At 67.9% G+C, this 25,240-nt stretch carries 25 protein-coding genes; 14 read left to right on the forward strand and 11 right to left on the reverse strand.

Translation table 11 applies throughout. The features are described from left to right. Genes glgA through ASE95_RS08340 form a run of 3 tightly spaced genes read left to right on the forward strand, consistent with a single transcriptional unit; the run spans position 1 to position 4,846 of the window. Positions 1 to 1,449, forward strand: coding sequence for a glycogen synthase GlgA (gene glgA / locus ASE95_RS08330; RefSeq protein ID WP_056636003.1), 1,449 nt, complete (start codon positions 1 to 3; stop codon positions 1,447 to 1,449). Then, positions 1,446 to 3,065, forward strand: a complete 1,620-nt coding sequence (locus ASE95_RS08335; RefSeq protein WP_056634388.1) for an alpha-D-glucose phosphate-specific phosphoglucomutase — start codon at positions 1,446 to 1,448, stop codon at positions 3,063 to 3,065. Before glgA ends, ASE95_RS08335 begins: the two co-directional genes overlap by 4 nt. Then, positions 3,062 to 4,846: a glycogen debranching protein gene (locus tag ASE95_RS08340; protein WP_056634391.1), complete on the forward strand. Its 1,785-nt coding sequence runs from the start codon at positions 3,062 to 3,064 to the stop codon at positions 4,844 to 4,846. The genes ASE95_RS08335 and ASE95_RS08340 overlap by 4 nt, the downstream gene beginning before the upstream one ends. Here ASE95_RS08340 and ASE95_RS08345 read toward each other — a convergent pair. Beyond that, positions 4,828 to 5,145 carry a PilZ domain-containing protein gene (locus tag ASE95_RS08345; protein WP_056634394.1) on the reverse strand — a complete coding sequence of 106 codons (318 nt, stop codon included), beginning with the start codon at positions 5,143 to 5,145 and terminating at the stop codon, positions 4,828 to 4,830. The two genes, ASE95_RS08340 and ASE95_RS08345, sit on opposite strands and share 19 nt — an antisense overlap. Positions 5,146 to 5,267: 122 nt before the next feature. On the opposite strand from ASE95_RS08345, the gene ASE95_RS08350 reads away from it, so the two are divergent. Both ASE95_RS08350 and ASE95_RS08355 read left to right on the forward strand, forming a co-directional pair. Further along, entirely contained in the window at positions 5,268 to 6,449 is a 1,182-nt protein-coding gene (locus ASE95_RS08350; protein WP_056634398.1) for a M24 family metallopeptidase, read from the forward strand. 43 nt (positions 6,450 to 6,492) lie between these two features. Then, on the forward strand, positions 6,493 to 7,686 hold the full coding sequence (locus ASE95_RS08355; RefSeq protein ID WP_056636005.1) for a multidrug effflux MFS transporter: 1,194 nt from the start codon (positions 6,493 to 6,495) through the stop codon (positions 7,684 to 7,686). On the opposite strand, the gene ASE95_RS08360 is transcribed toward ASE95_RS08355, so the two are convergent. The 4 genes from ASE95_RS08360 to ASE95_RS08375 all read right to left on the reverse strand — a co-directional run bounded on the left by ASE95_RS08360 (position 7,641) and on the right by ASE95_RS08375 (position 11,918). Further along, the gene (locus ASE95_RS08360) at positions 7,641 to 8,954 is read right to left on the reverse strand and encodes a PepSY-associated TM helix domain-containing protein (RefSeq protein WP_082450014.1); all 1,314 of its coding nucleotides are present in this window, start codon (positions 8,952 to 8,954) and stop codon (positions 7,641 to 7,643) included. The genes ASE95_RS08355 and ASE95_RS08360 overlap by 46 nt on opposite strands. Before the next feature lie 46 nt (positions 8,955 to 9,000). After that, positions 9,001 to 9,387, reverse strand: coding sequence for a hypothetical protein (locus ASE95_RS08365; RefSeq protein ID WP_056634401.1), 387 nt, complete (start codon positions 9,385 to 9,387; stop codon positions 9,001 to 9,003). A 129-nt stretch (positions 9,388 to 9,516) separates the two neighbouring features. Next, on the reverse strand, positions 9,517 to 9,984 hold the full coding sequence (locus ASE95_RS08370; protein WP_056636008.1) for an OsmC family protein: 468 nt from the start codon (positions 9,982 to 9,984) through the stop codon (positions 9,517 to 9,519). Then, entirely contained in the window at positions 9,981 to 11,918 is a 1,938-nt protein-coding gene (locus tag ASE95_RS08375) for an OPT family oligopeptide transporter (protein WP_056634404.1), read from the reverse strand. The genes ASE95_RS08370 and ASE95_RS08375 overlap by 4 nt, the downstream gene beginning before the upstream one ends. Positions 11,919 to 12,029: 111 nt before the next feature. Between ASE95_RS08375 and ASE95_RS08380 the strand changes: the two genes are divergently transcribed. Next, complete coding sequence (locus ASE95_RS08380) at positions 12,030 to 12,647, forward strand: FMN-binding negative transcriptional regulator (protein WP_056634407.1); 618 nt, start codon at positions 12,030 to 12,032, stop codon at positions 12,645 to 12,647. A gap of 18 nt (positions 12,648 to 12,665) precedes the next feature. Here ASE95_RS08380 and ASE95_RS08385 read toward each other — a convergent pair whose 3' ends face one another. Further along, on the reverse strand, positions 12,666 to 13,427 hold the full coding sequence (locus ASE95_RS08385) for a DUF6454 family protein (protein ID WP_056634409.1): 762 nt from the start codon (positions 13,425 to 13,427) through the stop codon (positions 12,666 to 12,668). A gap of 686 nt (positions 13,428 to 14,113) precedes the next feature. On the opposite strand from ASE95_RS08385, the gene ASE95_RS08390 reads away from it, so the two are divergent. Together ASE95_RS08390 and ASE95_RS08395 are read left to right on the forward strand one after the other, a co-directional pair. After that, on the forward strand, positions 14,114 to 15,409 hold the full coding sequence (locus ASE95_RS08390; protein ID WP_056636011.1) for a homoserine dehydrogenase: 1,296 nt from the start codon (positions 14,114 to 14,116) through the stop codon (positions 15,407 to 15,409). A 68-nt stretch (positions 15,410 to 15,477) separates the two neighbouring features. Continuing rightward, positions 15,478 to 16,704, forward strand: a complete 1,227-nt coding sequence (locus tag ASE95_RS08395; RefSeq protein WP_056634412.1) for a threonine synthase — start codon at positions 15,478 to 15,480, stop codon at positions 16,702 to 16,704. A gap of 387 nt (positions 16,705 to 17,091) precedes the next feature. On the opposite strand, the gene ASE95_RS08400 is transcribed toward ASE95_RS08395, so the two are convergent. Both ASE95_RS08400 and murA read right to left on the reverse strand, forming a co-directional pair. Then, a complete protein-coding gene (locus tag ASE95_RS08400; protein ID WP_056634415.1) occupies positions 17,092 to 17,295 on the reverse strand; it encodes a hypothetical protein in 204 nt (67 codons plus the stop codon). A gap of 143 nt (positions 17,296 to 17,438) precedes the next feature. Further along, complete coding sequence (gene murA / locus ASE95_RS08405) at positions 17,439 to 18,722, reverse strand: UDP-N-acetylglucosamine 1-carboxyvinyltransferase (protein ID WP_056634418.1); 1,284 nt, start codon at positions 18,720 to 18,722, stop codon at positions 17,439 to 17,441. Between the two features lie 137 nt (positions 18,723 to 18,859). On the opposite strand from murA, the gene ASE95_RS08410 reads away from it, so the two are divergent. Beyond that, positions 18,860 to 19,600 carry a Crp/Fnr family transcriptional regulator gene (locus tag ASE95_RS08410; RefSeq protein ID WP_056634421.1) on the forward strand — a complete coding sequence of 247 codons (741 nt, stop codon included), beginning with the start codon at positions 18,860 to 18,862 and terminating at the stop codon, positions 19,598 to 19,600. A 3-nt stretch (positions 19,601 to 19,603) separates the two neighbouring features. Here ASE95_RS08410 and pgmG read toward each other — a convergent pair whose 3' ends face one another. The 3 genes from pgmG to ASE95_RS08425 are packed head-to-tail and all read right to left on the reverse strand — an operon-like array spanning position 19,604 to position 22,048. Then, the gene (pgmG, locus tag ASE95_RS08415) at positions 19,604 to 20,974 is read right to left on the reverse strand and encodes a phosphoglucomutase/phosphomannomutase PgmG (RefSeq protein ID WP_056634423.1); all 1,371 of its coding nucleotides are present in this window, start codon (positions 20,972 to 20,974) and stop codon (positions 19,604 to 19,606) included. After that, the gene (locus ASE95_RS08420; RefSeq protein ID WP_235528238.1) at positions 20,971 to 21,237 is read right to left on the reverse strand and encodes a J domain-containing protein; all 267 of its coding nucleotides are present in this window, start codon (positions 21,235 to 21,237) and stop codon (positions 20,971 to 20,973) included. Before ASE95_RS08420 ends, pgmG begins: the two co-directional genes overlap by 4 nt. Position 21,238: 1 nt before the next feature. Further along, the gene (locus tag ASE95_RS08425) at positions 21,239 to 22,048 is read right to left on the reverse strand and encodes a division plane positioning ATPase MipZ (protein WP_056634426.1); all 810 of its coding nucleotides are present in this window, start codon (positions 22,046 to 22,048) and stop codon (positions 21,239 to 21,241) included. A gap of 74 nt (positions 22,049 to 22,122) precedes the next feature. Between ASE95_RS08425 and panC the strand changes: the two genes are divergently transcribed. The 5 genes from panC to coaD all read left to right on the forward strand — a co-directional run bounded on the left by panC (position 22,123) and on the right by coaD (position 25,127). After that, positions 22,123 to 22,965: a pantoate--beta-alanine ligase gene (gene panC / locus ASE95_RS08430; protein ID WP_056634429.1), complete on the forward strand. Its 843-nt coding sequence runs from the start codon at positions 22,123 to 22,125 to the stop codon at positions 22,963 to 22,965. Positions 22,966 to 23,074: 109 nt separating this feature from the next. Further along, positions 23,075 to 23,365, forward strand: coding sequence for a hypothetical protein (locus ASE95_RS08435; RefSeq protein WP_056634432.1), 291 nt, complete (start codon positions 23,075 to 23,077; stop codon positions 23,363 to 23,365). Positions 23,366 to 23,467: 102 nt separating this feature from the next. Then, positions 23,468 to 23,707 carry an exodeoxyribonuclease VII small subunit gene (locus ASE95_RS08440; protein WP_056634435.1) on the forward strand — a complete coding sequence of 80 codons (240 nt, stop codon included), beginning with the start codon at positions 23,468 to 23,470 and terminating at the stop codon, positions 23,705 to 23,707. Beyond that, complete coding sequence (locus ASE95_RS08445; protein ID WP_056634438.1) at positions 23,704 to 24,612, forward strand: polyprenyl synthetase family protein; 909 nt, start codon at positions 23,704 to 23,706, stop codon at positions 24,610 to 24,612. The genes ASE95_RS08440 and ASE95_RS08445 overlap by 4 nt, the downstream gene beginning before the upstream one ends. Before the next feature lie 14 nt (positions 24,613 to 24,626). Next, entirely contained in the window at positions 24,627 to 25,127 is a 501-nt protein-coding gene (gene coaD / locus ASE95_RS08450) for a pantetheine-phosphate adenylyltransferase (protein ID WP_082450074.1), read from the forward strand. Positions 25,128 to 25,240: the final 113 nt, after the last annotated feature.

Here is a 25,240-nt window from a genome sequence, read left to right on the forward strand (position 1 = left end):
GTGGCCGTATCGGTCCTGTCGGTCGCATCCGAAGCCTATCCATTGGTCAAGACCGGCGGTCTCGGCGATGTCGTCGGCGCGCTGCCGGCCGCGCTGTCGGCGCATGACGTCAACGTCACGACGATCGTCCCGGGTTACCCGCGGGTGATGTCGGCGGTGCAGGGTGCCGCGGTGCTGCACGACTGGCCCGACCTGCTCGGCGCGCCCGCACGGCTGGTGTCGGGAACGCTGGGCGGCGCCAAGCTGCTCGTTCTGGACGCGCCCGGCTATTTCGCGCGCGAAGGTGGGCCGTACGGGGATCCTTCTGGCCGCGACTGGGACGACAATTGGCGGCGCTTTGCGGCCTTTTCGCGCGCGGCGGCCGATCTCGCCTCGGGCGCGGTGAAGGGCTTCCGCTTCGACGTGCTGCACGCGCACGACTGGCAGTCGGGCCTGGCGCCGGCCTATCTGCGCTTCGCTCCGGCGGGCGGGCGGGTCGCCAAGTCGGTGATGACGATCCACAACATCGCGTTTCAGGGCCGCTACGATGCCGGCATCTTCGGATCTCTGGCATTGCCGGATCGCGCTTTCGCGGTCGACGGCGTCGAATATTACGGTGGGGTCGGCTTCCTGAAGGCCGGCCTGGAGGCGGCGGACGCGATCACCACCGTCAGCCCGACCTATGCAGCGGAGATCGTGCAGCCGGACTTCGGCATGGGGCTGGAGGGATTGATCCGGGCGCGGCGGGACAAGGTGTCGGGGATCGTCAACGGCATCGATCCGGCGGTGTGGAACCCCGCCACCGACGCGGCGCTGGCGGAATGCTATGACGCGACCACGCTGCCCGCGCGTGCCGCGAACAAGCGTGCGCTGGAGACGGCGTTCGGGCTGGAGCCGGGCGACGGCCCGTTGTTCTGCGTCATCACGCGGCTGACGTGGCAAAAGGGCATGGACGTGCTGGCCGACACCGTCGATGCGCTGGTCGCCGGCGGCGGGCGGCTGGCACTGCTCGGGTCGGGCGATGCGTGGCTCGAACGCGCCTTCGCGGATGCGGCGGAGCGTCATCCCGGCCGCGTCGGCGTGCGGATCGGCTATGACGAAGCGTTGTCGCATCTGATGCAGGGCGGGGCCGACGCGATCCTGATCCCGTCACGGTTCGAGCCTTGCGGGCTGACGCAGCTGTACGGCCTTGCTTACGGCTGCGTGCCGGTGGTGGCGCGAACCGGCGGACTGGCCGACACGGTGATCCACGCCAACGACGCGGCTCTGGATGCGCAGGTGGCGACCGGCATCCAGTTCGATACCGTCACACACGAGTCACTGGCGCGCGCCATCGCACTTGCGATACGAATATATGCCATGCCGGAACGCTGGGCCTCGCTCCAGCGCGCGGGCATGGTGGCGGATTTCTCCTGGGCAACCAGCGGACGCCGCTATGCCGATCTCTACCGGGAGCTGCTGTCCGCATGATCCATAACGTTCCGACCACGCCGTTCGATGACCAGAAGCCGGGCACCTCGGGCCTGCGCAAGAAGGTGCGGGTGTTCCAGCAGCCGAACTATGCCGAGAATTTCATCCAGTCGGTGTTCGACGTGGTGGAGGGGAAGGCGGGTGCGACGCTGGTGATCGGCGGCGACGGCCGCTATCTGAACCGAGAGGTGATCCAGACCGCGATCCGCATGGCGGCGGCGGCCGGGTTCGGGCGCGTGGTGGTGGGGCAGGGCGGTATCCTGTCGACGCCCGCCGCATCGAACGTGATCCGGCGGCGCGGCGCGATCGGCGGCCTCGTCCTGTCGGCCAGCCACAATCCCGGCGGGCCGGACGAGGATTTCGGGATCAAGTACAACGTCGCCAACGGCGGGCCGGCGCCCGAGAAGGTGACCGATGCGATCCACGCGCGCACCTTGTCGATCACCGAATGGCGCGCGGCCGACTGCGCCGATATCGACCTCGATGCACTTGGCGAGACGAGCGTCGAGGGCATGACCGTCGAGGTGATCGATCCGGTGGCGGACTATGCCGCTCTGATGGAGAAATTGTTCGACTTCGCCGCGATCCGCGCCGCCGGGCTGACGATGGCGTTCGACGCGATGAGCGCGGTGACCGGCCCCTATGCGACCGAGATCCTCGAACGCCGGCTGGGCTTCGCGCCCGGAACGGTGCGCAACGGCACGCCGCTGGAGGATTTCGGCGGGCATCACCCCGATCCCAACCTCGTCCATGCGCACGAATTGTACGAAACGATGATGGCCGAGGACGCGCCGGACTTCGGCGCGGCGTCGGACGGAGACGGCGACCGCAACCTCATCATCGGGCGGCATCGGTTCGTCACCCCTTCCGACAGCCTCGCGATGCTCGCCGCCAACGCGCATCTTGCGCCCGGCTACCGGAACGGACTGAAGGGCATCGCGCGCTCGATGCCGACCAGCGCGGCGGCGGACCGTGTCGCCGACGCGCTCGGCATCCCATCGTTCGAGACACCGACCGGCTGGAAGTTCTTCGGCAACCTGCTCGACGCCGGCATGGCGACGATCTGCGGGGAGGAAAGCGCCGGCACCGGCAGCGATCACGTCCGTGAGAAGGACGGGCTGTGGGCGGTGCTGCTGTGGCTCAACATCCTGGCGGCGACCGGCAAGAGCGTCGACGCGATCGCCCGCGATCACTGGGCGCAATTCGGGCGCAATTATTACGCGCGGCATGATTATGAGGGCGTCGATAGCGCCGCGGCCGACACGTTGATGACGGAATTGCGCGGCAAGCTGGCCGACCTGCCCGGTACCGCGTTCGGCGCGCTCACCGTCGCTGCGGCGGACGATTTCGCCTATGAGGACCCGACCGATGGCTCGGTCAGCCGCAATCAGGGCGTGCGCGTGCTGTTCGAGGGCGGAAGCCGCGTGGTCTTCCGCCTGTCGGGCACCGGCACCAGCGGGGCGACACTGCGCGTCTATCTGGAGCGGTACGAGCCGGTGGACGGCAATCTCGATGCCGATACCGGTGCGATGCTGGCGGAGATCGTCGCCGCCGCCGACACGATCGCCGGGGTCCGCCGGCACACCGGACGCGAGCATCCCGACGTCGTGACGTGACCGCAACGCCGGTCGCGGGCGGCGTCGACTTCACGGTTCGGGCGCCGCTCGCCGAAGCGATATGGTTGTGCCTGTTCGACGGTGCCGTCGAACGGCGCATCGCGATGGTGCGCGACGGCGACCGCTGGCACACCCACGTCGCCGGCGTGGGGGAGGGTGCATTGTACGGTTTCCGTACCGCCGCCGACCCGGCGAAGCTGCTGGGCGACCCGCATGCGGTGACGCTCGACCGTCGCTTCGCCTATGATCCACGGCTGGGCGAGCCGGGCGTCGACACCACCGCCCTGGTGCCAAGGGCCGTGGTGTCCGCTCCGCTCCCCCCGCTCGACCTTCCGCCGGTGTTCCGGCCCGGTGGGCTGATCTACGAGGTCAACGTCCGCAGCTTCACGATGCGTCATCCGGACGTACCGGCGGCGCAGCGCGGCACGATCGCCGCGCTTGCGCATCCGGCAGTCATTGCGCACCTGACGGCGATCGGCGTCGGTGCGGTCGAACTGATGCCGATCGTGGCATGGATCGACGAACGCCACTTGCCTCCGCTCGGGCTTGCCAACGGCTGGGGTTACAACCCGGTCGTGCCGATGGCGCTCGACCCGCGGCTCGCGCCCGGCGGGATGGCGGAGTTGCGCGCGACGGTGGCGGCGTTGCGCGCGGCAGGGATCGGTACGATCCTCGATCTCGTCCTCAACCATAGTGGGGAGAGCGACCTGCTCGGCCCGACGCTGTCGCTGCGCGGCTTCGACGATGCGGCCTATGCGCGCGCGCCGGACGGCACCCTCATCAACGACGCGGGCACCGGCAACACGCTCGATTTCGCGCGACCATCCGTACGCGACCTTGCGCTCGATACCTTGCGCCACTTCGTCACGCAGGCGGGGGTGGACGGATTCCGGTTCGATCTGGCTACGGTGATGGCGCGCGGTCCGGGCTTCGATCCGGCTGCGCCGATCTTCGTGGAGATCGCGGCCGATCCGCTGCTCGCCACCCGCGTGCTGATCGCCGAGCCATGGGATGTCGGCCCGGGTGGGTATCAGCTTGGTGCGTTCCCGGCGGCGTGGCTGGAGTGGAACGACCGCTACCGCGACGATGTGCGACGCTTCTGGAGGGGGGACGGTTCCGCGGGCGCGCTCGCGACGCGGTTGATGGGATCGAGCGATGTCTTCGGCGACCAAGCGCGCGGGGTCAGCTTCGTCGCTGCGCACGACGGGTTCACGCTCGCCGATACGGTCGCGTTCGCCGATCGCCACAACCACGCCAACGGCGAGGACAATCGGGACGGCCATGCCGGTGAGATCGCGTGGAACAACGGTGTGGAGGGGCCGAGCGACGATGCTTTGGTTCGTGCCGCCCGCGCCCTCGACGCTCGCGCCTTGCTCGCAACGCTGTTCGCCAGCCATGGTACGATCATGCTGACCGCGGGTGACGAGTTCGGGCGAACGCAGCGCGGCAACAACAATGGTTATGCGCAGGACGAACTGCTGTGGCTCGACTGGGCGGGGCGCGACTCGGCACTGGAGGCGTTCGTCGTCGATCTCGCACGCCGCCGCGCGGCCTGTCCCTCGCTCTCGGCGACGGCGATCGCGCACGATGCCCGGTGGTCGCGGCTCGATGGCCGACCGATGCACGACGCCGATTGGGCGGGGGCCGAAGGCTTCGTGCTGCGGCTGCCCGATGCGGCGATCATGGTCGACCGCGCTGCACGCACGGTTCGACTGACGCCCGCCGGCTGGTCGTCAGAGAGGCGCGACAACGGCGGCGGGGGTCACTCGCAGATCGCGTAAGGCGCGGCGTTCGCGGTCGCGTCGACCAGCCCGCGCAGCTCGCGCGGCGTCAACGGCTTCATGAATTCACAGCCGAAGGTCGCGCCCTCCACCCAGGCGATCCGCGCATGACGCTCCGACCCGCCGGGCAGCGACAGTTTCATCAGCGTGCCCGTCGCCAGCGGCAAGGTGGTCCGCGCCCTCAGCCCGGCTGCGGAGGCGTCGAGGATCTCGATGGACACGGCCAGTCGCGCCAGCCCGCGGCATTCGGCGGGAATGCGTGGTTCGCGACGGTTGTCGATCAGCGGTTTGGATGCCATGGCCCCTTCTCTCTTCTACTGCGAAACGGCGTAACGGCGCAGGAGTAAACAAGCGGTAACCACCTATGTTATTGCGCCGCTACTTCGGCAGGTGGTGCTGACCCATTTTGGCGGAGCGTGACATGACGATTGGCGGATCGAACCCGACGGCGGAACTGGCCGCGCTGCGTCCGTGGGCGGACATCGCCCCCTCGATCACCGCGCAGGAACGCGCCGCACGGCTGGATCGTGCGCGCGCATTGACCGCACAGGCGGGTGCCGATGCGCTGCTGGTGCAGGCGGGAGCGTCGCTGCGCTACTTCACCGGCGTGCCATGGAGCCCCAGCGAGCGGATGGTTGCGCTGTTGCTACCGGTGGCGGGGACGCCGAAGCTGGTGTGCCCCGCGTTCGAGCGCGGCACGCTGGAGGCCGAACTGGCGATCGCCGCCGACCTTCTGTTGTGGGAGGAAGATGAGGATCCCGTCGCGCTGGTCGCCGATGCGCTGCCGGGCGGGGCGACGCTGGCGCTTGATCCGATGTTGTTCTTCGGCTGGGCGCGACGGCTGGAGGGTGCCGGACTGACGACGATCGACGGCGCGGGCGCGATCGACGGCTGCCGCATGGTGAAGTCGAGCGCCGAACTCGCGCTGCTACGCCAGGCCAAGCAGATGACGCTCGCGGTGCAGGCGGCCGCCGCGCGCATCCTGCACCCCGGTATCCGCGAGAGCGAGGTGGTGCGCTTCATCGACGATGCGCATCGCGCGATCGGTGGCGGCGGCTCCACGTTCTGCATCGTCCAGTTCGGGCACGCGACGGCTTATCCGCACGGACTGCCTGGCGACCGCGAACTGGCGGAGGGCGATGTGGTGCTGGTGGATACAGGGTGCCGGGTGGAGGGCTATCACTCGGATATCACCCGCACCTACGCTTTCGGTCCGGTCGGAGACGAGGTGCGCGCGATCTGGCAGATCGAACACGCCGCGCAGGCCGCCGCTTTCGCCGCGGTCGCGCCGGGCGTCCCGTGCGAAGCGGTCGACGCCGCTGCGCGCGACGTTCTGGTGCGTGAAGGCCTTGGTCCTGATTATCGCCTGCCCGGCCTGCCGCATCGGACCGGGCACGGCATCGGCCTTTCGATCCACGAACCCGCATATCTCGTCCGCGGCGACCGCACCCCGCTCGCGCCCGGCATGTGTTTCTCCAACGAGCCGATGATCGTCGTGCCGGGGCGATTCGGTATCCGGCTGGAGGATCATTTTCACGTCACGGACGCTGGGGCGGCATGGTTCACCCCGCCGCAATCGAGCATCGACCGCCCTTTCGACTGAACACGGACATGACGTCATGAAACCTCACGCCGCGCCTGCGGGCATGCGCTCCGGCGAGTTCGTCGTCTTCGTCGCGGCGGTGATGGCGGTCAACGCGCTGGGCGTCGACCTGATGCTCCCGGCGCTGGCCGACATCGGGCGCGACCTGTCGGTGGGCGCGGCCAACCACCGGCAATGGGTGGTCACCGCCTATGTGCTGGGCTTCGGCGTCGGACAGCTGCTTTATGGCCCGCTGGCCGATCGGTACGGGCGCAAGCCGGTGCTGATCGCCACGTTGATCGGGTTCGTCGCGGCCAGCGTGTTCGCCGCCGCCTCCACCACCTTCACCGCGCTGCTGGGCGCACGGGTGCTCCAGGGGCTGATGTCCGCCTCGACGCGCGTCATCGCGGTGGCGGTGGTGCGCGACAATGCCTCCGGGCGACAGATGGCGCGAACGATGTCGGTGGCGCAGATGATCTTCTTCCTCGTGCCGATCCTCGCACCGACGATCGGGCAGGGGTTGCTGGTGATCGGGCCGTGGCGCTTCGTCTTCTACGCGCTTGGCGGGTTCGCCGCGCTGGTGCTGCTGTGGACCTTGATGCGCCTGCCGGAAACCCTGCCGGTCGAGCGGCGCACCGCGATCTCGCTGGCCAATCTCGGCGACAGCTATCGGTTGACGCTGACCAACCGTTACTCGCTCGGCTATGCGCTGGCCGCTTCGCTGACGTTCGGCGGCATCATCGCCTTCGTATCGTCGGCGCAGCAGGTGTTCGTCGACGAATTCGGTGCGGGCGACCGCTTCACCTTGCTGTTCGCGATCTGCGCCGGGGCGATGGGCGTCGCCTCGTTCCTTAACAGCCGGCTGGTCGAGCGGCTGGGAACGCGGCTGATCTCGCAGGTCGGCGTGCTGGCGCTGATCGTGTTGTCGGTGTTGCACCTGTCGGTGGTGTGGCTGGGGTGGGAAACGCTGGTCAGTTACATGGTCTTCCAGTCGCTCAGCATGACGTGCATCGGCCTGTGCGGCTCCAATTTCGGCGCGATGGCGATGGAGCCGGTCGGGCGGATCGCGGGCACCGCATCGTCGGTGCAGGGCTTCATCACCAGCGTCGGCGCGGTGCTGGTCGGATCGGCGATCGGCCAATCCTATGCCGGCACCACGCTGCCGCTGACACTGGGGTATCTGGCGATCGGCGTCGCGACGTTCGTCATCGTCTATATCGTGGAGGAGGGGCAGCTGTTCCGCGCGCGGCTTGCCTGAGCCGTCGCCAGCATCGTCCTGATCCGCCCATAGCCGAGCGCGACCAGCATCGTCAGCCCGGTCAGCGGGAAGATTACCCCCGCCACCGCCATGATCGCCAGCAACCCCGCTCCGGTGCGCGCATCGGGCAGGTTGCTGCGGCCCCGCGGCCCGCGCTTCCACCACATCACCGGCGCGGCGATCGTCAGCAACGCCAGCGCGGCGCACGCGAACAGCATGACCAGCCGGTTCACTTCGCCATATTCCTTGCCTTGGTGAACCGCCGCGCTCCACTCGATCGCCTGCGCCGGACGACCGAAATCACCGAAGCGCGCATCCTGCATCACCCGTCCGTCACCGGCATCGACATAGACGACGTGCGCCGCTCCGGACGGCCCCAGCGTCGCGCTGACCAGATACGGCGCGCCCGGTGTCGCCGGCCAGGTCAGCGTCCAGTCCGCCGCCATCCCGCGCGCCTGCGCCGCCGTCAGTGCGGCGTCGGCGGAAATGCGCGTGGCGCCGCCCATCGGCATCGCATGTTGCTGCATGGACCACGGCAGGTCATGTCCGGGATGGCCGTCGCCGGCCGGCGGGGCGGGGCGGCCCCAGCCCGCGCCCGCAACCCCCGCCTGCACGTTGCGTCCCCAGACCGCGCTCCATGGCATGCCGCTGATCGCAAGGAACAGGATCAGCCCGCCAGCGAACAGCCCGGTGGTGGCGTGCAGGTCGCGCCAGAACATGCGTCCGCCCGGACGTCCGCGCACGGCCACCGTTCGCCCGCGTCCCCACCACAGATACAGCCCGCTCACCACCAGGATGATCGACCAGCCCGCCGCTATCTCGATCAGCCAATTGCCCATCCAGCCGGCCAGCGCGAGGCTGTGCAGGTGCTTGACGGTCTGCATCACTCCGCCCGGACCGGTGGTGCCGAAGACGTGCGCATCATGCGGGTCGACGAACGCCATCCGCAGCGTGCCGTCATGGCGCTGCACCGTGACACGCCAGCTTTCATCCAGCGCGGCGGGCTTCTGCACCTGCGTCACCGTGCCGCCGGTGGCCGCGCCGACGCGCGTGGCCAGCATGTCCAGCGGCAACGTCGCACGCGCCGGCGCGATGTGGATCCAGTCGGCATAGACCTGCCGCTCGATCTCGGGCTTGTAGAGGTACAATGCACCGGTGACCGCCAGCCATAACAGGAACGGCAGCACCAGCAATCCGGCGAAGAAGTGCCAGCGCCACACCGCGCGCTGGAGCTCGGCCGCGAGCGCGGCGGGACGGGAAGGGGACATGAACGACAATCCTCGACTCGGCCCGCGCGCGGACCGGGGTACGTTTTCAGCGGACCGGGAGGATCGTCGGGGGCGCACGCAGCGGGGGACGCCAGCGGACTGACGCGCGCGTCCGGCAAGTTGCGGATGGGCGCGGCACGTGCGACGCCGACGGTGCGATCGCCATGGCAAACAGCACGGCGATCGCCACGATCGCCGCAGCGATGGTTACGGCGGCAAACGGGCATGGTTGCTCGAAGCCGTCGTGATCCGGGGCATCATGGGTCAGGCCGTGACCGTGGGCCTGCATCGCGACGACGCCGGGACAGGCGACGATCGCGACCCGACCATGCGCCACCTGCGGCATAAAGCCGGCTGGCACCAGCAGGCGGACCGCCAGCGCCAGCGCAGCGAAGAGTGCGAGCAGCTGCGGACGGGCGCGGAGACGATGCATCTGGCTAACGCCCCGTCATCGCCAGCGCCGCGTAGCGATCGGCAGCGTCGTGTCCCGACCCTCGATAGGTTCGCTGCGCTCGCCGTGAGGGAAGAGGGAAGCCATGGCCGGCAGTCTATCGCGGGATGGTTAACGCGAACATACCGGATTGGTCAGGATAACTGCTTCATGTCGCACCGGAAAGGCGACCGATCGCGCGATGAAGCAGCGCCGTTGCGCCGCGTCGTGCAGCGACTCCGCCAGCGCGGCGTCGCCTGCGACGATCGTCACCACGGGACGAAGCGTCGCCGCGGTAATCCGGCCTTCACCCGCGGCATCCAGCGTCAGGGCCGCTTCGGCTTCGTCGCGATAGTCGGTCACGACGATCCCGGCGTCGGCACACAGGGGCAGATACCATAATTGATGGCACGCGCTGATCGCGCCCAGCAACAACTCTTCGGGGTTCCAGCGGACCGGATCACCGCGAAAGCGCGGATCGGAAGAGCCCGCGATCGGCGTTTTCTCCGGCGCCGTGATCTCGTGCTCGCGTCCGTAAGCCGTGTAATCGGCGGTGCCCACACCGCGATCGCCGGTCCAGCGGAGCGCGATCCGTGTCATGCCGCGTGCAACCGCCGCGTGCGTCGGTACAGCCACCATGTCACGCCGGCGAACACCAGTATCCCCAGCAACAGCGCCGCCCCTTCGAACCCGTCGACCAGCGCGAGCGGGGCTTCGCTACCGCTTTCGTAGACGATGCCGGCGAACGCGACGTTCCACAGGCTTTCGCCGACGATCATGCCGGTCGCGGTCAACACGCCCAGCCGCTTCCGGCTTTCGGCGTCGGCATGGCGGTCGGCGGCCTTGTCGTACCAATGCCCGATCACGGCCCCGACCACGACGGTCAGCGTCGCGCTCATCGGCAGATAGATACCCAGTCCGACGCCCAGCGGGGGCAGGCGCAGGCGTCCGGCGCGGCCCAGCGCCTCGTCCAGCACGATCGCCGCGACCCCCGCCAGCGCGCCCCAGCCGATCATCGTCCAGTTCAGATTGCCGCCCAGCACCCCCTGCGCCAGCGCGGAGATCAGCGCCGCTTGTGGCGCGGCCAGCGCGTTCGGCCCCGCGCCCGGCATCCCGGCGAAGCCGAACGACGTATAGAGCAGCTGCATGACCGGCGGCACCACCACCGATCCGAAGCAGACGCCGATCACCAGCGCCACCTGCTGCTTCCACGGCGTTGCGCCGACCAGCTGGCCGGTCTTCAAGTCCTGAAGATTGTCGTTGGAGATCGTCGCAACGCCGAAGACGATCCCGGTGACGATCAGCGCATAGGCGACCAGCGCCTGCGTCTGCTCGGCCGGCCCGCCGCGTCCGAACAGCGCGACCAGCAACGTCGCGGCGGCGATCACCGACAATATGCCGATGCCCGACACCGGCGAGTTCGATGCGCCGATCAGCCCCGCCATGTACCCGCACACCGCCGCGATCACGAGGCCGATGACCGCGACGAAGATCAGGCTGCCCGCTACCAACGTCCATTCGCGCGCCGCCAATGGCCCTCCGGCAATGACCGAGTGGAGCAGCCACGCGACCGGGACGAGCATCGCCACGCTGACCGCCGCGACGACGCCGATCGGCAGGTCGCGGTCCTCCGCCGCCATCTCCACGCCGCGTTTCGCCGACAGCGCCGCGCGCAACCCGCCGACCACCGGGCCGGCAATGCGCAGGAGCGTCCAGATCGCGGCAACGCCGATCACCCCGGCACCGAAGAACCGCACATCGCTGCGGAACACATCGCTGGCCCAGCTGGCGACATCGCCGGCCTGTGGTGCGGCCGCGGTCAGGATCGGCAGCACCACCCACCAGCCCACGGCCACGCCCAGCAGGATCGCCATCCCCGCCGATAATCCGATCAGATGCCCGGCACCGAGTAGCGCGAACGACAGGCCGGCGCTGACCCCGGTCGCCCCGCCACCGACGCGGAAATAGTGCGCCGCCTCGCCAGCGATGATCCGCGTCTGTGTCAGGATCGAGAAGCCTGCGGCGGCCAGCGTGCTGGCGATGATCGCCGACAGCCCTTTGGCACTCTCCGCACCGCCGTGCCGGCTTTCCTCGCCCACCTTCAGCACCTCGGCGGCGGCACGTCCCTCGGGATAGGGCAGCATTGTGTCGACCACGAGCGCGCGGCGTAACGGGACCGAGAACATCACGCCCAATATGCCGCCGGTCGCGGTGATCGCGGCGGTGGTGACGAAGGGAAAGCCCTGCCACCAGCCGATCATGACCAGACCGGGCAGCACGAAGATGATCGCCGCCAGCGTTCCCGCCGCCGAGGCGACGGTCTGGACGATGTTGTTTTCGAGGATCGAGGAGTCGCGGAACGCCCGCAGCACCGCCATCGAGATCACGGCCGCCGGGATCGACGTGGCGAAGGTTAGTCCGATCTTCAGCCCGAGATAAACGTTGGCGGCGGTGAACAGCAGGGTGATGATCCCGCCAAGCAGCACACCGCGCAACGTGAGTTCGACGGGCGAGCGGGGAGGCGGGACGGTCATGAGCGGCTGTCTGGCACAAGTACGGCTGATGTGACAGGGTCGCGGGGCAAGTGGCGCGGGTAGGGGGCCGGGTGATGGCGGATTGGCGTTCCAGCCGCTACGTTGGGGGGGATGTACTGCCCGCCCGCCTTCCGCGAAGATGATCCGGCTGTCCTTCGCGCGGCGATGCGTGCCCACCCGCTCGCCACGCTCATCACTACCGGCGCGAATGGCATAAGCGCGAACGTCTTGCCGTTCGTTCTGGTCGAGACGCCCGGCGGCGACACGTTGCGCGCACATCTGGCGAAAGCGAACGGGCAACTCGCCGATCTTCGACAAGCGACACCCGCGCTGGTCGTCTTTCACGGGCCGCACGCCTATGTCAGTCCGTCATGGTACCCGGGCAAAAGCGTGCACGGCAAGGTGGTGCCGACGTGGAATTACGTGATGGTGCAGGCGCGCGGGATACCGAGTCTGATCGACGATGCGGAGTGGCTCCGGACGCAGGTCGACGCGCTTACCGACACGCAGGAGGGGTTTCGTGCAGAGCCATGGGCGACCATCGACGCGCCCGGACCATTCATTCGTGCGCAGCTCGACGGCATCGTCGGGCTGGAAATCCCGATCGACCGTCTTCAAGGCAAATGGAAGTTGAGCCAGAACCGGACTTGCGATGATCGCGTGGGCGTTGCCCATGGGTTGCGGGACGCCGGACGCGACGACATGGCGGACCTGATCCCCGGCGACTGATTTCCGGCAGCCCGCCGTTCAGGCCGCTGTGGGCCCGCGTTCGCCCAGTCTGAAGCGGAATACGCGACCCGGCCCGTCTTCGGGCGCGAAATAAAGATCGCCACCCTCCACCGCCATTCCCTCCGCAGTGTATCCGCCCGCCCGCTGAGAGCGATCGAGAGTCAGCCGAGGCCAGTCGAGCCAGTCGACCGCGCCGTCGCCCCACGCCCGCGGCCCGCCCGCGACCAATTGCCCGTGGACGAACTTCATATCCTGATACCGCGTGCCCGACGTGTTCGGAACGACGCGCATGTGCGCCGGATCGCTGAGGTCGATCACGTAGAGCGATCGACTGTCCCAGTTGCCGGCGACCAGCCATCGCCCCGCGACCGCGACGCAGCCAAGGTGGTCGGCCACCGGGATCCGGCGGCGAACACGCAATGTGTCAGTGTCGATCTCGATCAGCACCGCCGAACTGTTCGCGCGCAATTCGGCCACCGGCACCCAGAGGGATCGCCCCTCGATCGAGATGCCGCCGGGATGATAACGGACGCCATCGGTCACTTCGATGCGACGCACGACCTTTCCGGTTTTGCGCTCGATCTGGTGGAGATAGCCGCGCCGCGTGCGTCGATCGATCGACGTCAACCACATCCGCGGGCCTTGCAGTTCCAGTCCCTGAACGTGGAACAGCTCCCCGTCGATCGGCATCGCGGCGCGAAAGCGGGCCCCCTCAACCTCATGTGCAAACGGTTCGGGTGCAGCCGCGACGGACAGGCTCCACAACAGCAGGAGCGGCATCGTCAATCCCGATCGCATCGTTCGTCGGTCCATCCGGTTCGCCCCCGCCATCTTCCGTGGCTGCGCCTATGCCGCACGTCCGTGTCAGCCCCGTGCCAGTCACGTTGCGGTTTGATGAGCGCTCGATGTCGATCGTGTGATGGCGCGGCGTGGCACATGCGGTCGCCGGGGCGTACACCGATGCGTGCGGGGGGGGGACGCAGTGTTGCGGGCGACCAGGCCACGCTTTTTCGTGTGGCGGGGCCGCAGATCTCGATCGTCGCGCGATCACAAGCGCTTGCCGTCTGCCTGGAACGGCGGCGGTCAACGCGGTCGTCATGCTGGACACCTGGATCGTGGATCGGGATTGGCCTGGGGGGACGGTCTGTGACCCATCCCCCCTTCATCGCTGCCGGTTCGACCGGCGCATCCTGTCCTGTTTTTTCCTGTCGGTCCGCGCTCTATCGGTGCGGCGAATCGATGCCTAGCCGGAGTCGTGACCAAAAAAAAGCCGGGCAATGCCCGGCCTTGAAAGTTTTTAGGAGAGGATGCCTGAAAGGCACACTCCTTTTGCAGCGCACCACGATTCTTCGCAAGTGCAATAAAGCCAATCTCGCTTGCAGCTATTGCAATCGTCGCCACGGTGATCGGCTCGACACAAGGTGCGCAATTGCCTAGCAGCCCCACCATTGAACAAGGAGGCGGGCATGGTGCAGGCGTTGCGGGTGGCACTGGCGGGGCTGGGTACGGTCGGTGGCGGGGTGATCCGCGTGCTCGATGAAAATCGTGAGCTGATTACCCGCCGTGCCGGCCGCCCGATCGAGGTCGTCGCGGTTTCCGCACGCGATCGTGCCAAGGACCGAGGCGTCGATCTGTCGCGATTCGCATGGATCGACGATACCGCGGCGATGGCCGAAGCGGAGGCCGATGTCGTGGTCGAGTTGATCGGCGGCTCGGATGGGCCGGCGTTGGCGTTGGCGCGGCGGACCCTGGCGGCGGGCAAGGGCTTCGTCACCGCCAACAAGGCGATGCTCGCGCATCACGGACTGGAACTGGCCCGCGCCGCCGAGACTGCGGGAGTGCCGCTGAAGTTCGAGGCGGCGGTGGCCGGCGGTATTCCGGTCATCAAGGGACTGCGCGAAGGCGCGGCGGCGAATGCCATCGCCCGCGTCTATGGTATCCTCAACGGCACCTGCAATTTCATCCTGTCGAAGATGGAAGCCGAAGGCCGCGACTTCGCCGAGGTGCTGGCCGAGGCGCAGGCGCTGGGCTTCGCCGAATCGGACCCGTCGTTCGACATCGACGGGGTGGATGCCGCGCACAAGCTGTCGATCCTGGCCAGCATCGCGTTCGGCACCGCGCCCGCCTTCGGTGACGTGGGGATCAGCGGCATCCGTCATCTGCTTGCCGCCGATATCGCCGAGGCGGCGGCGCTTGGTTACCGGGTGCGGCTGGTCGGCGTGGCGGAGGCGGACGCCCCCGGATCGCGCGGCTTGTTCCAGCGCGTTCACGCGCATCTGGTCCCCAACGATCATCCGCTGGCGCATGTCACCGGCGCGACCAACGCGGTCGTCGCGGAGGGCAATTTCGTCGGCCGGCTGTTGTTCCAGGGCGCAGGCGCGGGCGAGGGGCCGACCGCCAGCGCGGTCGTCGCAGACCTGATCGACATCGCGCGCGGCGAATACGGACCGCCGTACGCCATGCCTGCGGATTCGCTGGCGACGATGGTGGCCGCGGACAGTGGCGAACGGCGCGGGCGTGCATATCTGCGCTTCGCAGTGGCGGACCGGGTCGGCGTGCTCGCGGAGATCGCCGCAGCGATGCGCGATGCCGGCGTCTCGATCGAAAGCCTGATCCAGCGCGGTGCGAATGCGGATGGCAGCGTGCTGGTCGCGATCGTCACGCACGATGGCCCGGAACGCTGCGTCGCCGCCGCACTGGAGCGGTTGCGCGGATCGCAGAGCCTGACAGGTGAGCCGATGTGGATGCACATCCTGGGGTAAGCGGGTGTTCCGTCGCCGCCGCGCGGGCGGGGATGACGGCCAATGGACGGACCGCTAAACCCGGGGGCATGAACGACAATCTCACCGCCCACCGGCCGACTTTCGTCACCCATCTCGAATGCTCGCTCACCGGCGAGCATTACGAGGCCGATACGCTGCACAACCTGTCGCGCGCCGGACGGCCGCTGCTCGTGCGCTACGATCTCGCCGGCATTCGGACGGCCGTCTCGCGCGAAACGCTCGGTGCGCGCCAAACCGATCTGTGGCGGTGGCGCGAGTTGCTGCCGGTGCGCCACACCGGCAACATCGTCAGCCTGGGCGAGATCGAGACGCCACTGATCCCGATTCCGGCGAGCAGTGGCGGCACACGCGTGCTGGTCAAGGACGAAGGGCGCTTGCCGACCGGCAGCTTCAAGGCGCGCGGGCTGGTCATGGCGCTGGCGATGGCCAAGGAGCTTGGCGTCACGCGGATTGCGATGCCGACCAACGGCAATGCCGGCGCAGCGCTCGCCGCCTACGCCAGCCGGGCCGGGATCGAGACGATCGTCTTCTGTCCCGAGGACACCCCGGAGGTGAACGTGCGTGAGATCGCCGCCCAAGGTGCGCGCGTGTGGCGCGTCAACGGGCTGATCGACGATTGTGGGGCGATCGTCGCGAAGGGAGCCGCAGAGGGACGCTGGTTCGACTTCTCCACGCTGAAGGAGCCGTACCGGATCGAGGGCAAGAAGACGATGGGACTGGAGCTGGCCGCGCAGCTGGGCTGGCGATTGCCGCACGCGATCTTCTATCCCACCGGAGGCGGGACCGGGCTGATTGGCATGTGGAAGGCGTTCGACGAACTGGAGAGGCTCGGCTGGATCGGCGCCGAGCGCCCGCGCATGTACGCGGTGCAGGCAGCCGGATGCGCGCCGATCGTCCGCGCATTCGAGGCGGGCGAGGAACATGCCGAACGCTGGGAGGATGCGCATACCGTCGCCGCCGGCATCCGCGTGCCGCGCGCGGTCGGCGACTTCCTGATCCTGCGTGCGGTGCGTCAGAGCGGCGGCAAGGCGCTGGCGGTGGGCGATCCCGCCATCCTGGCCGCAGTCGACGATTGCGCCCGACGCGATGGCCTGCTGCTTTGTCCCGAGGGCGGGGCCACGCTCGCTGCATACCGCCAGGCGTTGCGCGACGGTGAGGTCGATGAGGACGAGGAGGTCGTGCTGTTCAACTGTGCGACGGGGCTGAAATACCCGCTGCCGACGGCGGAACAGCGACTGGATCGGCACACCGTTATCGATTTCGACATGCTGTGAATCTCCTCGCCTTCGCCCCGCCGCGCGGTCGACAGCATGATCGCGATTCAGCTTTTGGCGCAGACGCCGGTGGCTTGTAATGTGTCAGAGCGAGTAGGCGGCGAAAAGCGGTCCGAACCACGCCGTTCGACCACGGCGTCGCTCACGCAGGTGGTCGCCGATGTTCTGCCTTCGCGCGGCACCAGTCGGCCAACCCGAAGAAGATGACGGTGCGGCGTTGGTTCAGCAGGACGGTACTTGCTGGATCGTTGCGACGACGAACAGGTGTGGCGGTCGGCGCATGGGTCGACACGGACGATAAGTTCGACGGCATGTGCGTTGTAGGCAGCGATGGTCTGGCCGGGCTTGCTACGCCCGCGGCGTCACGTCCGCCGCGTGCCTCGATCTTCAGCCGGGCGCGCATGCCCTACGTCGCTGGATACCCTTGATCGTCAGCACGAGGTGGCCGAGCCGCTCGCGGATAAGGCCTTCGTCGAGCAGTTGACGGATCGTCGCCGGATCGTTCCCACGCGAGATGATGAGCGTCGCACCGGCACTGCGCGCGGTCCACAGGATTGTCTCGAGCGGCGAACCGCCGGTCATCGCGTTCATCGTTCACCCCCTCGGGCGTGCGAACGACTCGTGCCGCCGCAGGGCCGCAACAGGACCCGGTGCGGGCCGGTCCGTCAACGCCCCCGAAACAACTTGGCCAGGAATGGTTGACGAAACGTTAATGGCGTCCGGCGAAGCGAGCGTCAGCCGCCGCCGTCGCGCTCGATATCCGCGCCGACCGCCGACAGTTTCTCTTCGAGCCGCTCGTACCCGCGATCCAGATGGTAGACGCGCGACACCGACGTTTCACCCTCGGCGACCAGGCCGGCGATGATGAGGCTCATCGATGCGCGCAGGTCGGTCGCCATCACCGGCGCGCCGACCAGCCGCTCGACACCGTTCACCTCGGCGGTGCGGCCGCGCACCTGAATGTCCGCACCCATCCGAGCCAGTTCGGGCACGTGCATGTAGCGATTTTCGAAGATCGTCTCCGTCAGTGTGCTGGTGCCTGGCGCCTTGCACAGCATCGCCATGAATTGCGCCTGCATGTCGGTGGCGAAGCCGGGGTAGGGGGCAGTCGACAGCGACAATGGCTTCAACTGCGCGTCCGACGTGACGAGGATCGAATCCCGCCGTTCCTCGATCCCGACGCCCGCCGCGCGCAAAGCGTCCAGCGTCGCGCCCATGTCGGCGGGCGTTACGCCGGTCAACTCAACCGCCCCGCCGGTCACCGCCACGGCGCAGGCATAGCTGCCCGCCTCGATCCGGTCCGGCATTACCGAATAGGTCGCGCCGTGCAGGTCGGCGACGCCCTCGATCTCCAGCGTGTCGGTGCCGACGCCATCGATGCGCGCACCCATCGCGATCAGGCAACGACACAGGTCGACGATCTCGGGCTCGCGCGCGGCATTCTCGATCCGGCTCGATCCCCGGGCGGTCACCGCCGCCATCACGACATTTTCGGTCGCCCCGACCGAGACCACCGGGAAAGCGTAGCGCCCCCCCGCCAGCCTGCCGCCGGGGGCCGTGGCGGTGACGTATCCCGCGCTCATCTCCAGCTGCGCGCCGATCGCCTCGAGCGCCTTCAGATGCAGATCGATCGGGCGATTGCCGATCGCGCAGCCGCCGGGCAGCGAAACCCGCGCCTCACCCGCCCGTGCCAGGATCGGACCGAGCACGAGGATCGATGCGCGCATCTTGCGAACGATGTCGTACGGGGCTTCGGTCGAGGTCAGTTGCCCCGCCCGGATCGTCATCACCCGGCCGAATTCTTCGGGGCGGCTGCCCTCGATTCGCGTCGATGCGCCCAGTTGGTTAAGAAGATGGCCAAAACCATCGACGTCGGCGAGGCGTGGCAGGTTGCGGAGCGTCAGGGGCTCGTCGGTCAGCAACGCGCACGGCATCAGGGTCAAAGCGGCGTTTTTAGCGCCGGATACGGGCAGCTTGCCGTTCAGGCGGTTGCCGCCGCGGATGAGAATACGGTCCATCCGGCAGGCTCTATCGAAGCAGCGCGCCGTCGCCAAGCGAGCGTGACATGCACATGCCCGACACTTGTTGATCGGTTTTAATGCGCGGCCGCCCCACGCCCGCGTAACGATCTTGCGACATTGAGGATCACCATTGCGTGCCAGCGCTTAGTTTCGCCGATCGGGTCGGCGATGTTCTTCCCCTTTCCGCGATCGAGCGCACCGCCTTGGCCTACCTGAGCGAGCGCGAGCGGCCGCTTCGTCGGGGGGCGACGCTGGTGCGGCAGAACGAACGCTCGGGCGAACTCTTCACGCTGAAAAGCGGGATGATGATGGGCTACGTCCTTCTGGATGACGGCAGCCGGCAAATTCTGCGATTTCTGTTTCCGGGCGATCTGCTGGGCACCGACGTACTGGCTTACGGTCAGGCGCAGCAGACGCTGGTAGCGATAACCGATAGCGTGGTAGCGCCGATCGACCGAATCCTGCTGGCCGAGGCGGCGTTGCGCCATCCGCGCCTGGGTCTGGCGCTTGCCGCATTGGAGCAGGCGGAATCGACGGCGATGGCGGACCGTCTGTCCGCGATCGCCAAGACGTCCGCGCGGGCGCGGGTAGCCTCCGTGCTGCTGGAGATCCGTGACCGCATGGGGCGCGGCGATGCGGCGATCGCCGACAGCTTCATTCCCGGGCTGACGCAGGAAGAGATCGGCGACGCCATCGGACTGACGTCGGTGCACGTCAACCGGATGCTGCGTCAGCTGGAGGACATGCGCCTGATCGCGCGAAACGGCGGGCGCTTCACGATTCTCGATGAAGTCGGATTGCGCCGTGCCGCCGGCCATGTGGACCGGCGCGCCGGCGTCGATCTGTCATGGCTGCCCGAATTGCAGCGGGAATAACGCTCAGCGTTGCCGCTGCACGCCGCTCGCGGCCAGTTGCGCATTGATCGAGGCGACCAGCCGCTCCAGCGCGGCGGCGTCGCGACCCTCCGCTCGCAGGGTCAACGCGGCCTGCGTGTTCGACGCACGCAGCAGCCACCAGCCGTCGCCGGTGGAAACCCGCACTCCGTCGGTAACGACGACGCTTGCGCCGGCATCCGACAGGCGCGCCGCGACTTCTTCCACCACCACGGTCTTTCGCGCTTCGGGAACGGTGACGCGCCACTCGGGCGTGGCGATCCGCGCCGAGGTTTCGCCACGCACCTCGGTCAGCGATCGGCCCGACAGATGCACCGCCCGGATCAGCCGCACGGCGGCGTACAGCGCGTCGTCGAAGCCGTAATATTCATGACCGAAGAAGATGTGGCCGGACAGCTCACCCGCCAGCGGGGCGCCGACCTCCTTCATCTTCGTCTTGATCTCGCTGTGCCCGGTTCGCCACATCACGGATTGTCCACCCAGCGCGGCGATCCGCTCGAACAGCGCGTCGCTCGACTTCACATCGGCGACGATCGTGCTGCCGGGTAGTTCGGCGAGCAGCGGTTCGACCAATATGGACAGGATCTCGTCACCCCACAAAGCGCGTCCCTGCGCGTCGACTGCGCCGATGCGGTCGCCGTCGCCGTCGAAGGCAAGTCCGAAATCGAGCTTCTTATCCGCGACCAACGCCTGCAGGTGCGCCAGATTGGCCTCCACCGTCGGATCGGGATGGTGGTTGGGGAAGGTGCCGTCGATGTCGCAGAACAGCAGATGATGTTCGCCCGGAAGCTGCGCGGTCAACGCCCTGATCGCCGGGCCGGCGGCACCGTTCCCGGCGTCCCAGCCGATCCGGTACGTTCCCCCGGCATAGCCGGCGAGCAGCCGCCCGACATACAGGTCGAGCACGTCGGCGTCGGTGACGGTGCCCGCGCCTTCCTCCCAGTCGCCGGTAGCAGCGAGCCGCGCCAGATCGCGCACGTCCGGCCCGCAGAAGCTGTTCCCGTGCATCACCAGCTTGAAGCCATTGTCCTCGGCGGGATTATGGCTGCCGGTTACCTGCACGCCGCCATCCACCTCTAGGGTCGCGGCAGCATAATAAAGCATCGGCGACGGGCCGAGCCCGATGCGCACCACGTCGACGCCCGACGCCACCAGCCCTGCGACCAGCGCGGCCTCCAGCATCGGCGAGTGCGTCCGCCCGTCATATCCGACCGCGATACGTCGTCCCCCCGCGCGCCGCACGCGCGTGGCGAACCCACGCCCGACCGCATGGGCATCCGCCTCGGTCAGCGTGTCGCCGACCCGTCCGCGGATATCGTAGGCGCGCAGGATTTCCGGCGAGATGACGTGCGTCATCGCACCTCTTTCAACGCGGCGAGCAACGTATCGCGCGCAGCGTTGACGCGGCGCGCGCGCTGTTCCGATCCGCCGCGATCGGGGTGCAGTTCGCTCATCAGGCGGCGGTGCGCGGCGCGGATCTCAACCGCGTCGGCGCGTGTGCCCACGCCGAGAACGCGACGCGCCTCGCCCAGCGGAGTCGGTGGCTTTTTCGCGGGCTTGCGCAGCAGCATCCACACGCCCCACACGATCAGTGCGGCGACGATCCACTTCATCGCCATCTCAGGCGGCCTTCGTCACGGCGATCTCGGGAAGCGCCAGCGCCGCCATCATCTCGCGCAGCTCCTGCCGTGCGGCGACGTGGCTCAGCCCCATGCCCCCGAACTCCTTGGCGTCGAGCAGGGTCAGTCCCTTGGGGAAAAGCTCGCGATAGATCACGCGTTCGCCCAGGCCGGGGATGATGCGGAACCCGACCCGCCGCGCCAGTTGATCCAGCGCCTCCGACACGCGACGCATGTTGCGCGCCTCCAGATATTGCAGGCGGTTGCGCAGCACGACCCAGTCGATCGTCGTCCCATCCTCCCGCGCACGCGCCTTGCGCGCGTCCCAGATCAGCTCCGAATAGAAACTGGGGCGCACGACCTTGTAGGTCTCCGGATCGACCTGCCCGATCAGATCGAAGTCGACGAAGCTGTCGTTCATCGGCGTTACCAGCGTATCGGCCAGCGCGGCGGCGATACGCGCCGCGGGGTCGTCACGCCCGGGCGTGTCGATCACCAGGAAGTCGTAACCATCGGTGAATTCGCGATACATCGCCCCGAACGTACCATCGGCACGGCCGTCGCCGGTCGCATGGACCGGCAGTACCAGATCGATCCCGGCCCGCTTCACCGTCGCCTCGCGATTGTCGAGATAGCGCCCCAGCGTGCGCTGGCGATGATCCAGATCGATGCACGCCACGCGCGCACCCTTGGCCGCCAACCCGATCGCGACGTGAACCGCCGTCGTCGACTTGCCCGTTCCACCTTTTTCGTTGGCGAACACGATCACATGCGTGCGACCGTGTTGCGCTTCCGTCCCCGTTTCGGACAATTCGTCGCATCCTCGATTGATTGCGTCCTGTCGCGACCATAGAACCCCCGCCCGCGCAATTCGAGGGGTAACGGGTGGAAGTGTATCGTGATCTCGCCGGCCTGCGCGCGGCGCTCGTCGCGGCGCGCGCCGATGGCCGGGAAGTGGCGCTGGTGCCGACCATGGGCGCGCTGCACGCCGGGCACGTCGCGCTTGTCGAGGCGGCACGGCGGCCCGGCACCACCGTGGTCGCCTCGATCTTCGTCAACCCGAAACAATTCGGCGCGAACGAGGATCTGTCGCGCTATCCTCGCAAGGAAACCAGCGACATCGCGATGCTGGCCGACGCCGGTTGCGACCTGTTGTGGCTGCCCCCGGTCGAGCAGATGTACCCGGCGGATTTCGCCACCAACGTCTCCGTGGCCGGGGTCAGCGACGGCTGGGACGGTGCGGCGCGCCCCGGTCATTTCGATGGCGTGGCAACAGTGGTGGCGAAATTGTTCAATCAGGTTCGCCCGACCCGCGCGTATTTCGGCGAAAAGGATTTCCAGCAGCTGGCGGTGATCCGCCGCATGGTCGCGGACCTCGATTTCGATATCGGGATCACCGGCGTGCCGACGCAGCGTGAGGACGACGGCCTCGCGCTGTCCTCGCGCAACGTCTACCTGCTTCCGGACGAGCGGCAGAAGGCGGTGGCGCTGCCGCGCGCGCTGGGCATTGCGGCGCGCGCGGTACTGGCGGGCGGCGACGCGGCCAAGGCGCTGGCCGATGCCACGACCACGCTGACCGCAGCGGGATTCGCCGTCGATTATGTCGCATTGGTCGACGCGGAGACGCTGGAAAGCGATCCGGCACCTGGCCGGCGGCGGCAATTGCTGGCCGCGGCGCGGCTCGGCAACACACGGCTTATCGACAACCTCGCCGTCGATCCCGCATGATCGAGCAACTGGCTCATTGGCAAAGATTTTGATGATTTCGGCTTTAACCATTTGGTGAGCCGAATCGGTGCACACCTCAATCCACATTGAAGGATGGAGGGGTGATCCGATGGTAACCGAGTTCGATATCGCGCTACTGGCGCGCCGCACTGCCGATGCGACCCGTGGCGATGCCGACGCCGCCTATGATCTGGGCGTGGCCTTTTCGACAGGGACGACCGGCGTCGCGCTGGACCTGATCGAAGCCCATAAATGGTTCAACCTGTCGGCGGCGCGCGGCAACGTGGCGGCGGCTGGTGCCCGCACCGAGATCGCGGAGGATATGACCGCGCGCGAGATCGCCACTGCGCAGCGCGCCGCGCGTGATCTGCTGGGTGGAATGCAGCGCCGCGCTGCCTGATCGTTCGTCGCGGCGACGACGCGGGACAAGGTATCGTCCGCTAGTCGTCTGTGCTGCGGCATCTTCTTGACCCGCCGCGCCTGCCCGGCGCATAGCCCGGTCATGGAGAATTCGACCGAGACGCCGTCCTTCGAAGCCGGCCTGCGCGAGCTCGAGGAGATCGTCGCTCGGCTCGAATCCGGCGATACGCCCCTGGAAGAGGCGATCCGCCTGTACGAGCGGGGCAGCATGCTCAGGCAGCGCTGCGCCGATCGTCTTGACGCCGCGCAGGCGCGGATCGAGGCGATCCGGACCGGCGCCGACGGTCGCGCCGCCGCGGTCGAGCCGTTCGCCGCTGCATGACGATCGCCGCCACCGCCTCACCGCAGTTGAAGGCGGCACTTCGTGAAGTGTCGGCGGAGATGGATCGGCGTTTCGATGCGCTGCTCCCGATCCCTGCTGATCCTCGCGCGGATCTGTACCGCGCGATGCGCCATGCCACGATCGGTGGTGGCAAGCGGTTGCGCCCGTTGCTGGTGTTCGCGACCGCACGGCTGTTCGATGTCGCGCGCGATGCTGCGGCGCGGGTGGCGGTCGCGCTGGAGGCGATCCACGTCTATTCGCTGATCCACGACGATTTGCCGGCGATGGATGACGATGACCTGCGGCATGGCAAGCCCACCGTTCACAAGGTATTCGACGAGGCGACGGCGATCCTTGCCGGCGATTGTCTTCATGCGCTGGCATTCGAGGTGCTGGCGGACCCGGCGACGCATGCAGATCCCTTCGTCCGCGCCGAACTGATCGCCGATCTCGCGCGGGCCTCGGGCCCGTCGGGCATGGCGGGGGGACAGGCCATGGACCTGAAGGCCGATGGCACCCGTTTCGACCTGAACACCGTCACCCGGCTGCAGCAGATGAAGACCGGCGCGCTGATCGGTGCGGCGGTGGAGGGCGGGGCGATCCTCGGCCGCGTCGCGCCGGAGGGGCGTCGCCATCTGCGCGGCTATGCGCACGATCTCGGTCTCGCGTTCCAGATCGTCGACGATCTGCTCGACGTCGAGGGAGACGAGGCGCTGGCGGGCAAGAGGCTGCGCAAGGACGGCGAACAGGGCAAGGAGACGTTCGTCTCGCTGCTCGGCGTCGATCGGGCGCGGCAGCAATCGCAGATGCTGGTCGACCAGGCGATCGATCACCTGCGCAGCTACGGCCCTGAGGCGGACCTGCTCCGTTCGATCGCCCGCTTCGTCATCGAACGGCGCGGCTGAGGATGGAGCTACCCATGCGTATCGGCGTCTACCCCGGCACCTTCGATCCGGTGACGCTGGGCCATATGGACATCATCCGCCGGGGCGCGAAGCTGGTCGACCGGCTCGTCATCGGCGTCACCACCAATCCCGGTAAGTCGCCGATGTTCACGCTCGATGAACGGATGGCGATGGTTGAGCGCGAGGTCGCCGCCACGAAAGGTGACATTTGCGTCGTATCGTTCGACTCGCTGTTGATGGACTTCGCCGAGCGCGAGGGGGCGAGCATGATCGTCCGCGGCCTGCGCGCGGTTGCCGATTTCGAATACGAATATCAGATGGCGGGCATGAACCAGCAGCTGAACGACCGGATCGAGACGGTCTTCCTGATGGCCGATGTCTGTCTGCAACCGATTGCCTCGCGCCTGGTGAAGGAGATCGCGATCTTCGGCGGCAACATCGCCAAGTTCGTGCCCGCTGCGGTATGCAGGGATGTCGTGGCGCGCGTCGAGCGCGATGGTCGGCGCGGCGGCTAGGTTCCAACCGGATTGCGTCCGCGGGCGTGAGTAGTCGAGCGCGACCGCGTCGTTGCCTGGGAGCGATGATCCGCTTCGGCTGGAGTGCGGCCTTGACGAGACATCGCCGGCCC

The organism is Sphingomonas sp. Leaf231, assembly GCF_001421995.1.
GTDB lineage: Bacteria > Pseudomonadota > Alphaproteobacteria > Sphingomonadales > Sphingomonadaceae > Sphingomonas.

Bases quoted from the DNA above. Each gene is read 5' to 3' on its own strand.
- ASE95_RS08335 (WP_056634388.1), top strand. From the start codon at position 1,446: ATGATCCATAACGTTCCGACCACGCCGTTCGATGACCAGAAGCCGGGC.
- ASE95_RS08345 (WP_056634394.1), bottom strand. From the start codon at position 5,145: ATGGCATCCAAACCGCTGATCGACAACCGTCGCGAACCACGCATTCCC.
- ASE95_RS08350 (WP_056634398.1), top strand. From the start codon at position 5,268: ATGACGATTGGCGGATCGAACCCGACGGCGGAACTGGCCGCGCTGCGT.
- ASE95_RS08355 (WP_056636005.1), top strand. From the start codon at position 6,493: ATGCGCTCCGGCGAGTTCGTCGTCTTCGTCGCGGCGGTGATGGCGGTC.
- ASE95_RS08360 (WP_082450014.1), bottom strand. From the start codon at position 8,954: ATGTCCCCTTCCCGTCCCGCCGCGCTCGCGGCCGAGCTCCAGCGCGCG.
- ASE95_RS08365 (WP_056634401.1), bottom strand. From the start codon at position 9,387: ATGCATCGTCTCCGCGCCCGTCCGCAGCTGCTCGCACTCTTCGCTGCG.
- ASE95_RS08370 (WP_056636008.1), bottom strand. From the start codon at position 9,984: ATGACACGGATCGCGCTCCGCTGGACCGGCGATCGCGGTGTGGGCACC.
- ASE95_RS08375 (WP_056634404.1), bottom strand. From the start codon at position 11,918: ATGACCGTCCCGCCTCCCCGCTCGCCCGTCGAACTCACGTTGCGCGGT.
- ASE95_RS08380 (WP_056634407.1), top strand. From the start codon at position 12,030: ATGTACTGCCCGCCCGCCTTCCGCGAAGATGATCCGGCTGTCCTTCGC.
- ASE95_RS08385 (WP_056634409.1), bottom strand. From the start codon at position 13,427: ATGCCGCTCCTGCTGTTGTGGAGCCTGTCCGTCGCGGCTGCACCCGAA.
- ASE95_RS08390 (WP_056636011.1), top strand. From the start codon at position 14,114: ATGGTGCAGGCGTTGCGGGTGGCACTGGCGGGGCTGGGTACGGTCGGT.
- ASE95_RS08395 (WP_056634412.1), top strand. From the start codon at position 15,478: ATGAACGACAATCTCACCGCCCACCGGCCGACTTTCGTCACCCATCTC.
- ASE95_RS08400 (WP_056634415.1), bottom strand. From the start codon at position 17,295: ATGAACGCGATGACCGGCGGTTCGCCGCTCGAGACAATCCTGTGGACC.
- murA (WP_056634418.1), bottom strand. From the start codon at position 18,722: ATGGACCGTATTCTCATCCGCGGCGGCAACCGCCTGAACGGCAAGCTG.
- pgmG (WP_056634423.1), bottom strand. From the start codon at position 20,974: ATGACGCACGTCATCTCGCCGGAAATCCTGCGCGCCTACGATATCCGC.
- ASE95_RS08420 (WP_235528238.1), bottom strand. From the start codon at position 21,237: ATGGCGATGAAGTGGATCGTCGCCGCACTGATCGTGTGGGGCGTGTGG.
- ASE95_RS08435 (WP_056634432.1), top strand. From the start codon at position 23,075: ATGGTAACCGAGTTCGATATCGCGCTACTGGCGCGCCGCACTGCCGAT.
- ASE95_RS08440 (WP_056634435.1), top strand. From the start codon at position 23,468: ATGGAGAATTCGACCGAGACGCCGTCCTTCGAAGCCGGCCTGCGCGAG.
- ASE95_RS08445 (WP_056634438.1), top strand. From the start codon at position 23,704: ATGACGATCGCCGCCACCGCCTCACCGCAGTTGAAGGCGGCACTTCGT.
- coaD (WP_082450074.1), top strand. From the start codon at position 24,627: ATGCGTATCGGCGTCTACCCCGGCACCTTCGATCCGGTGACGCTGGGC.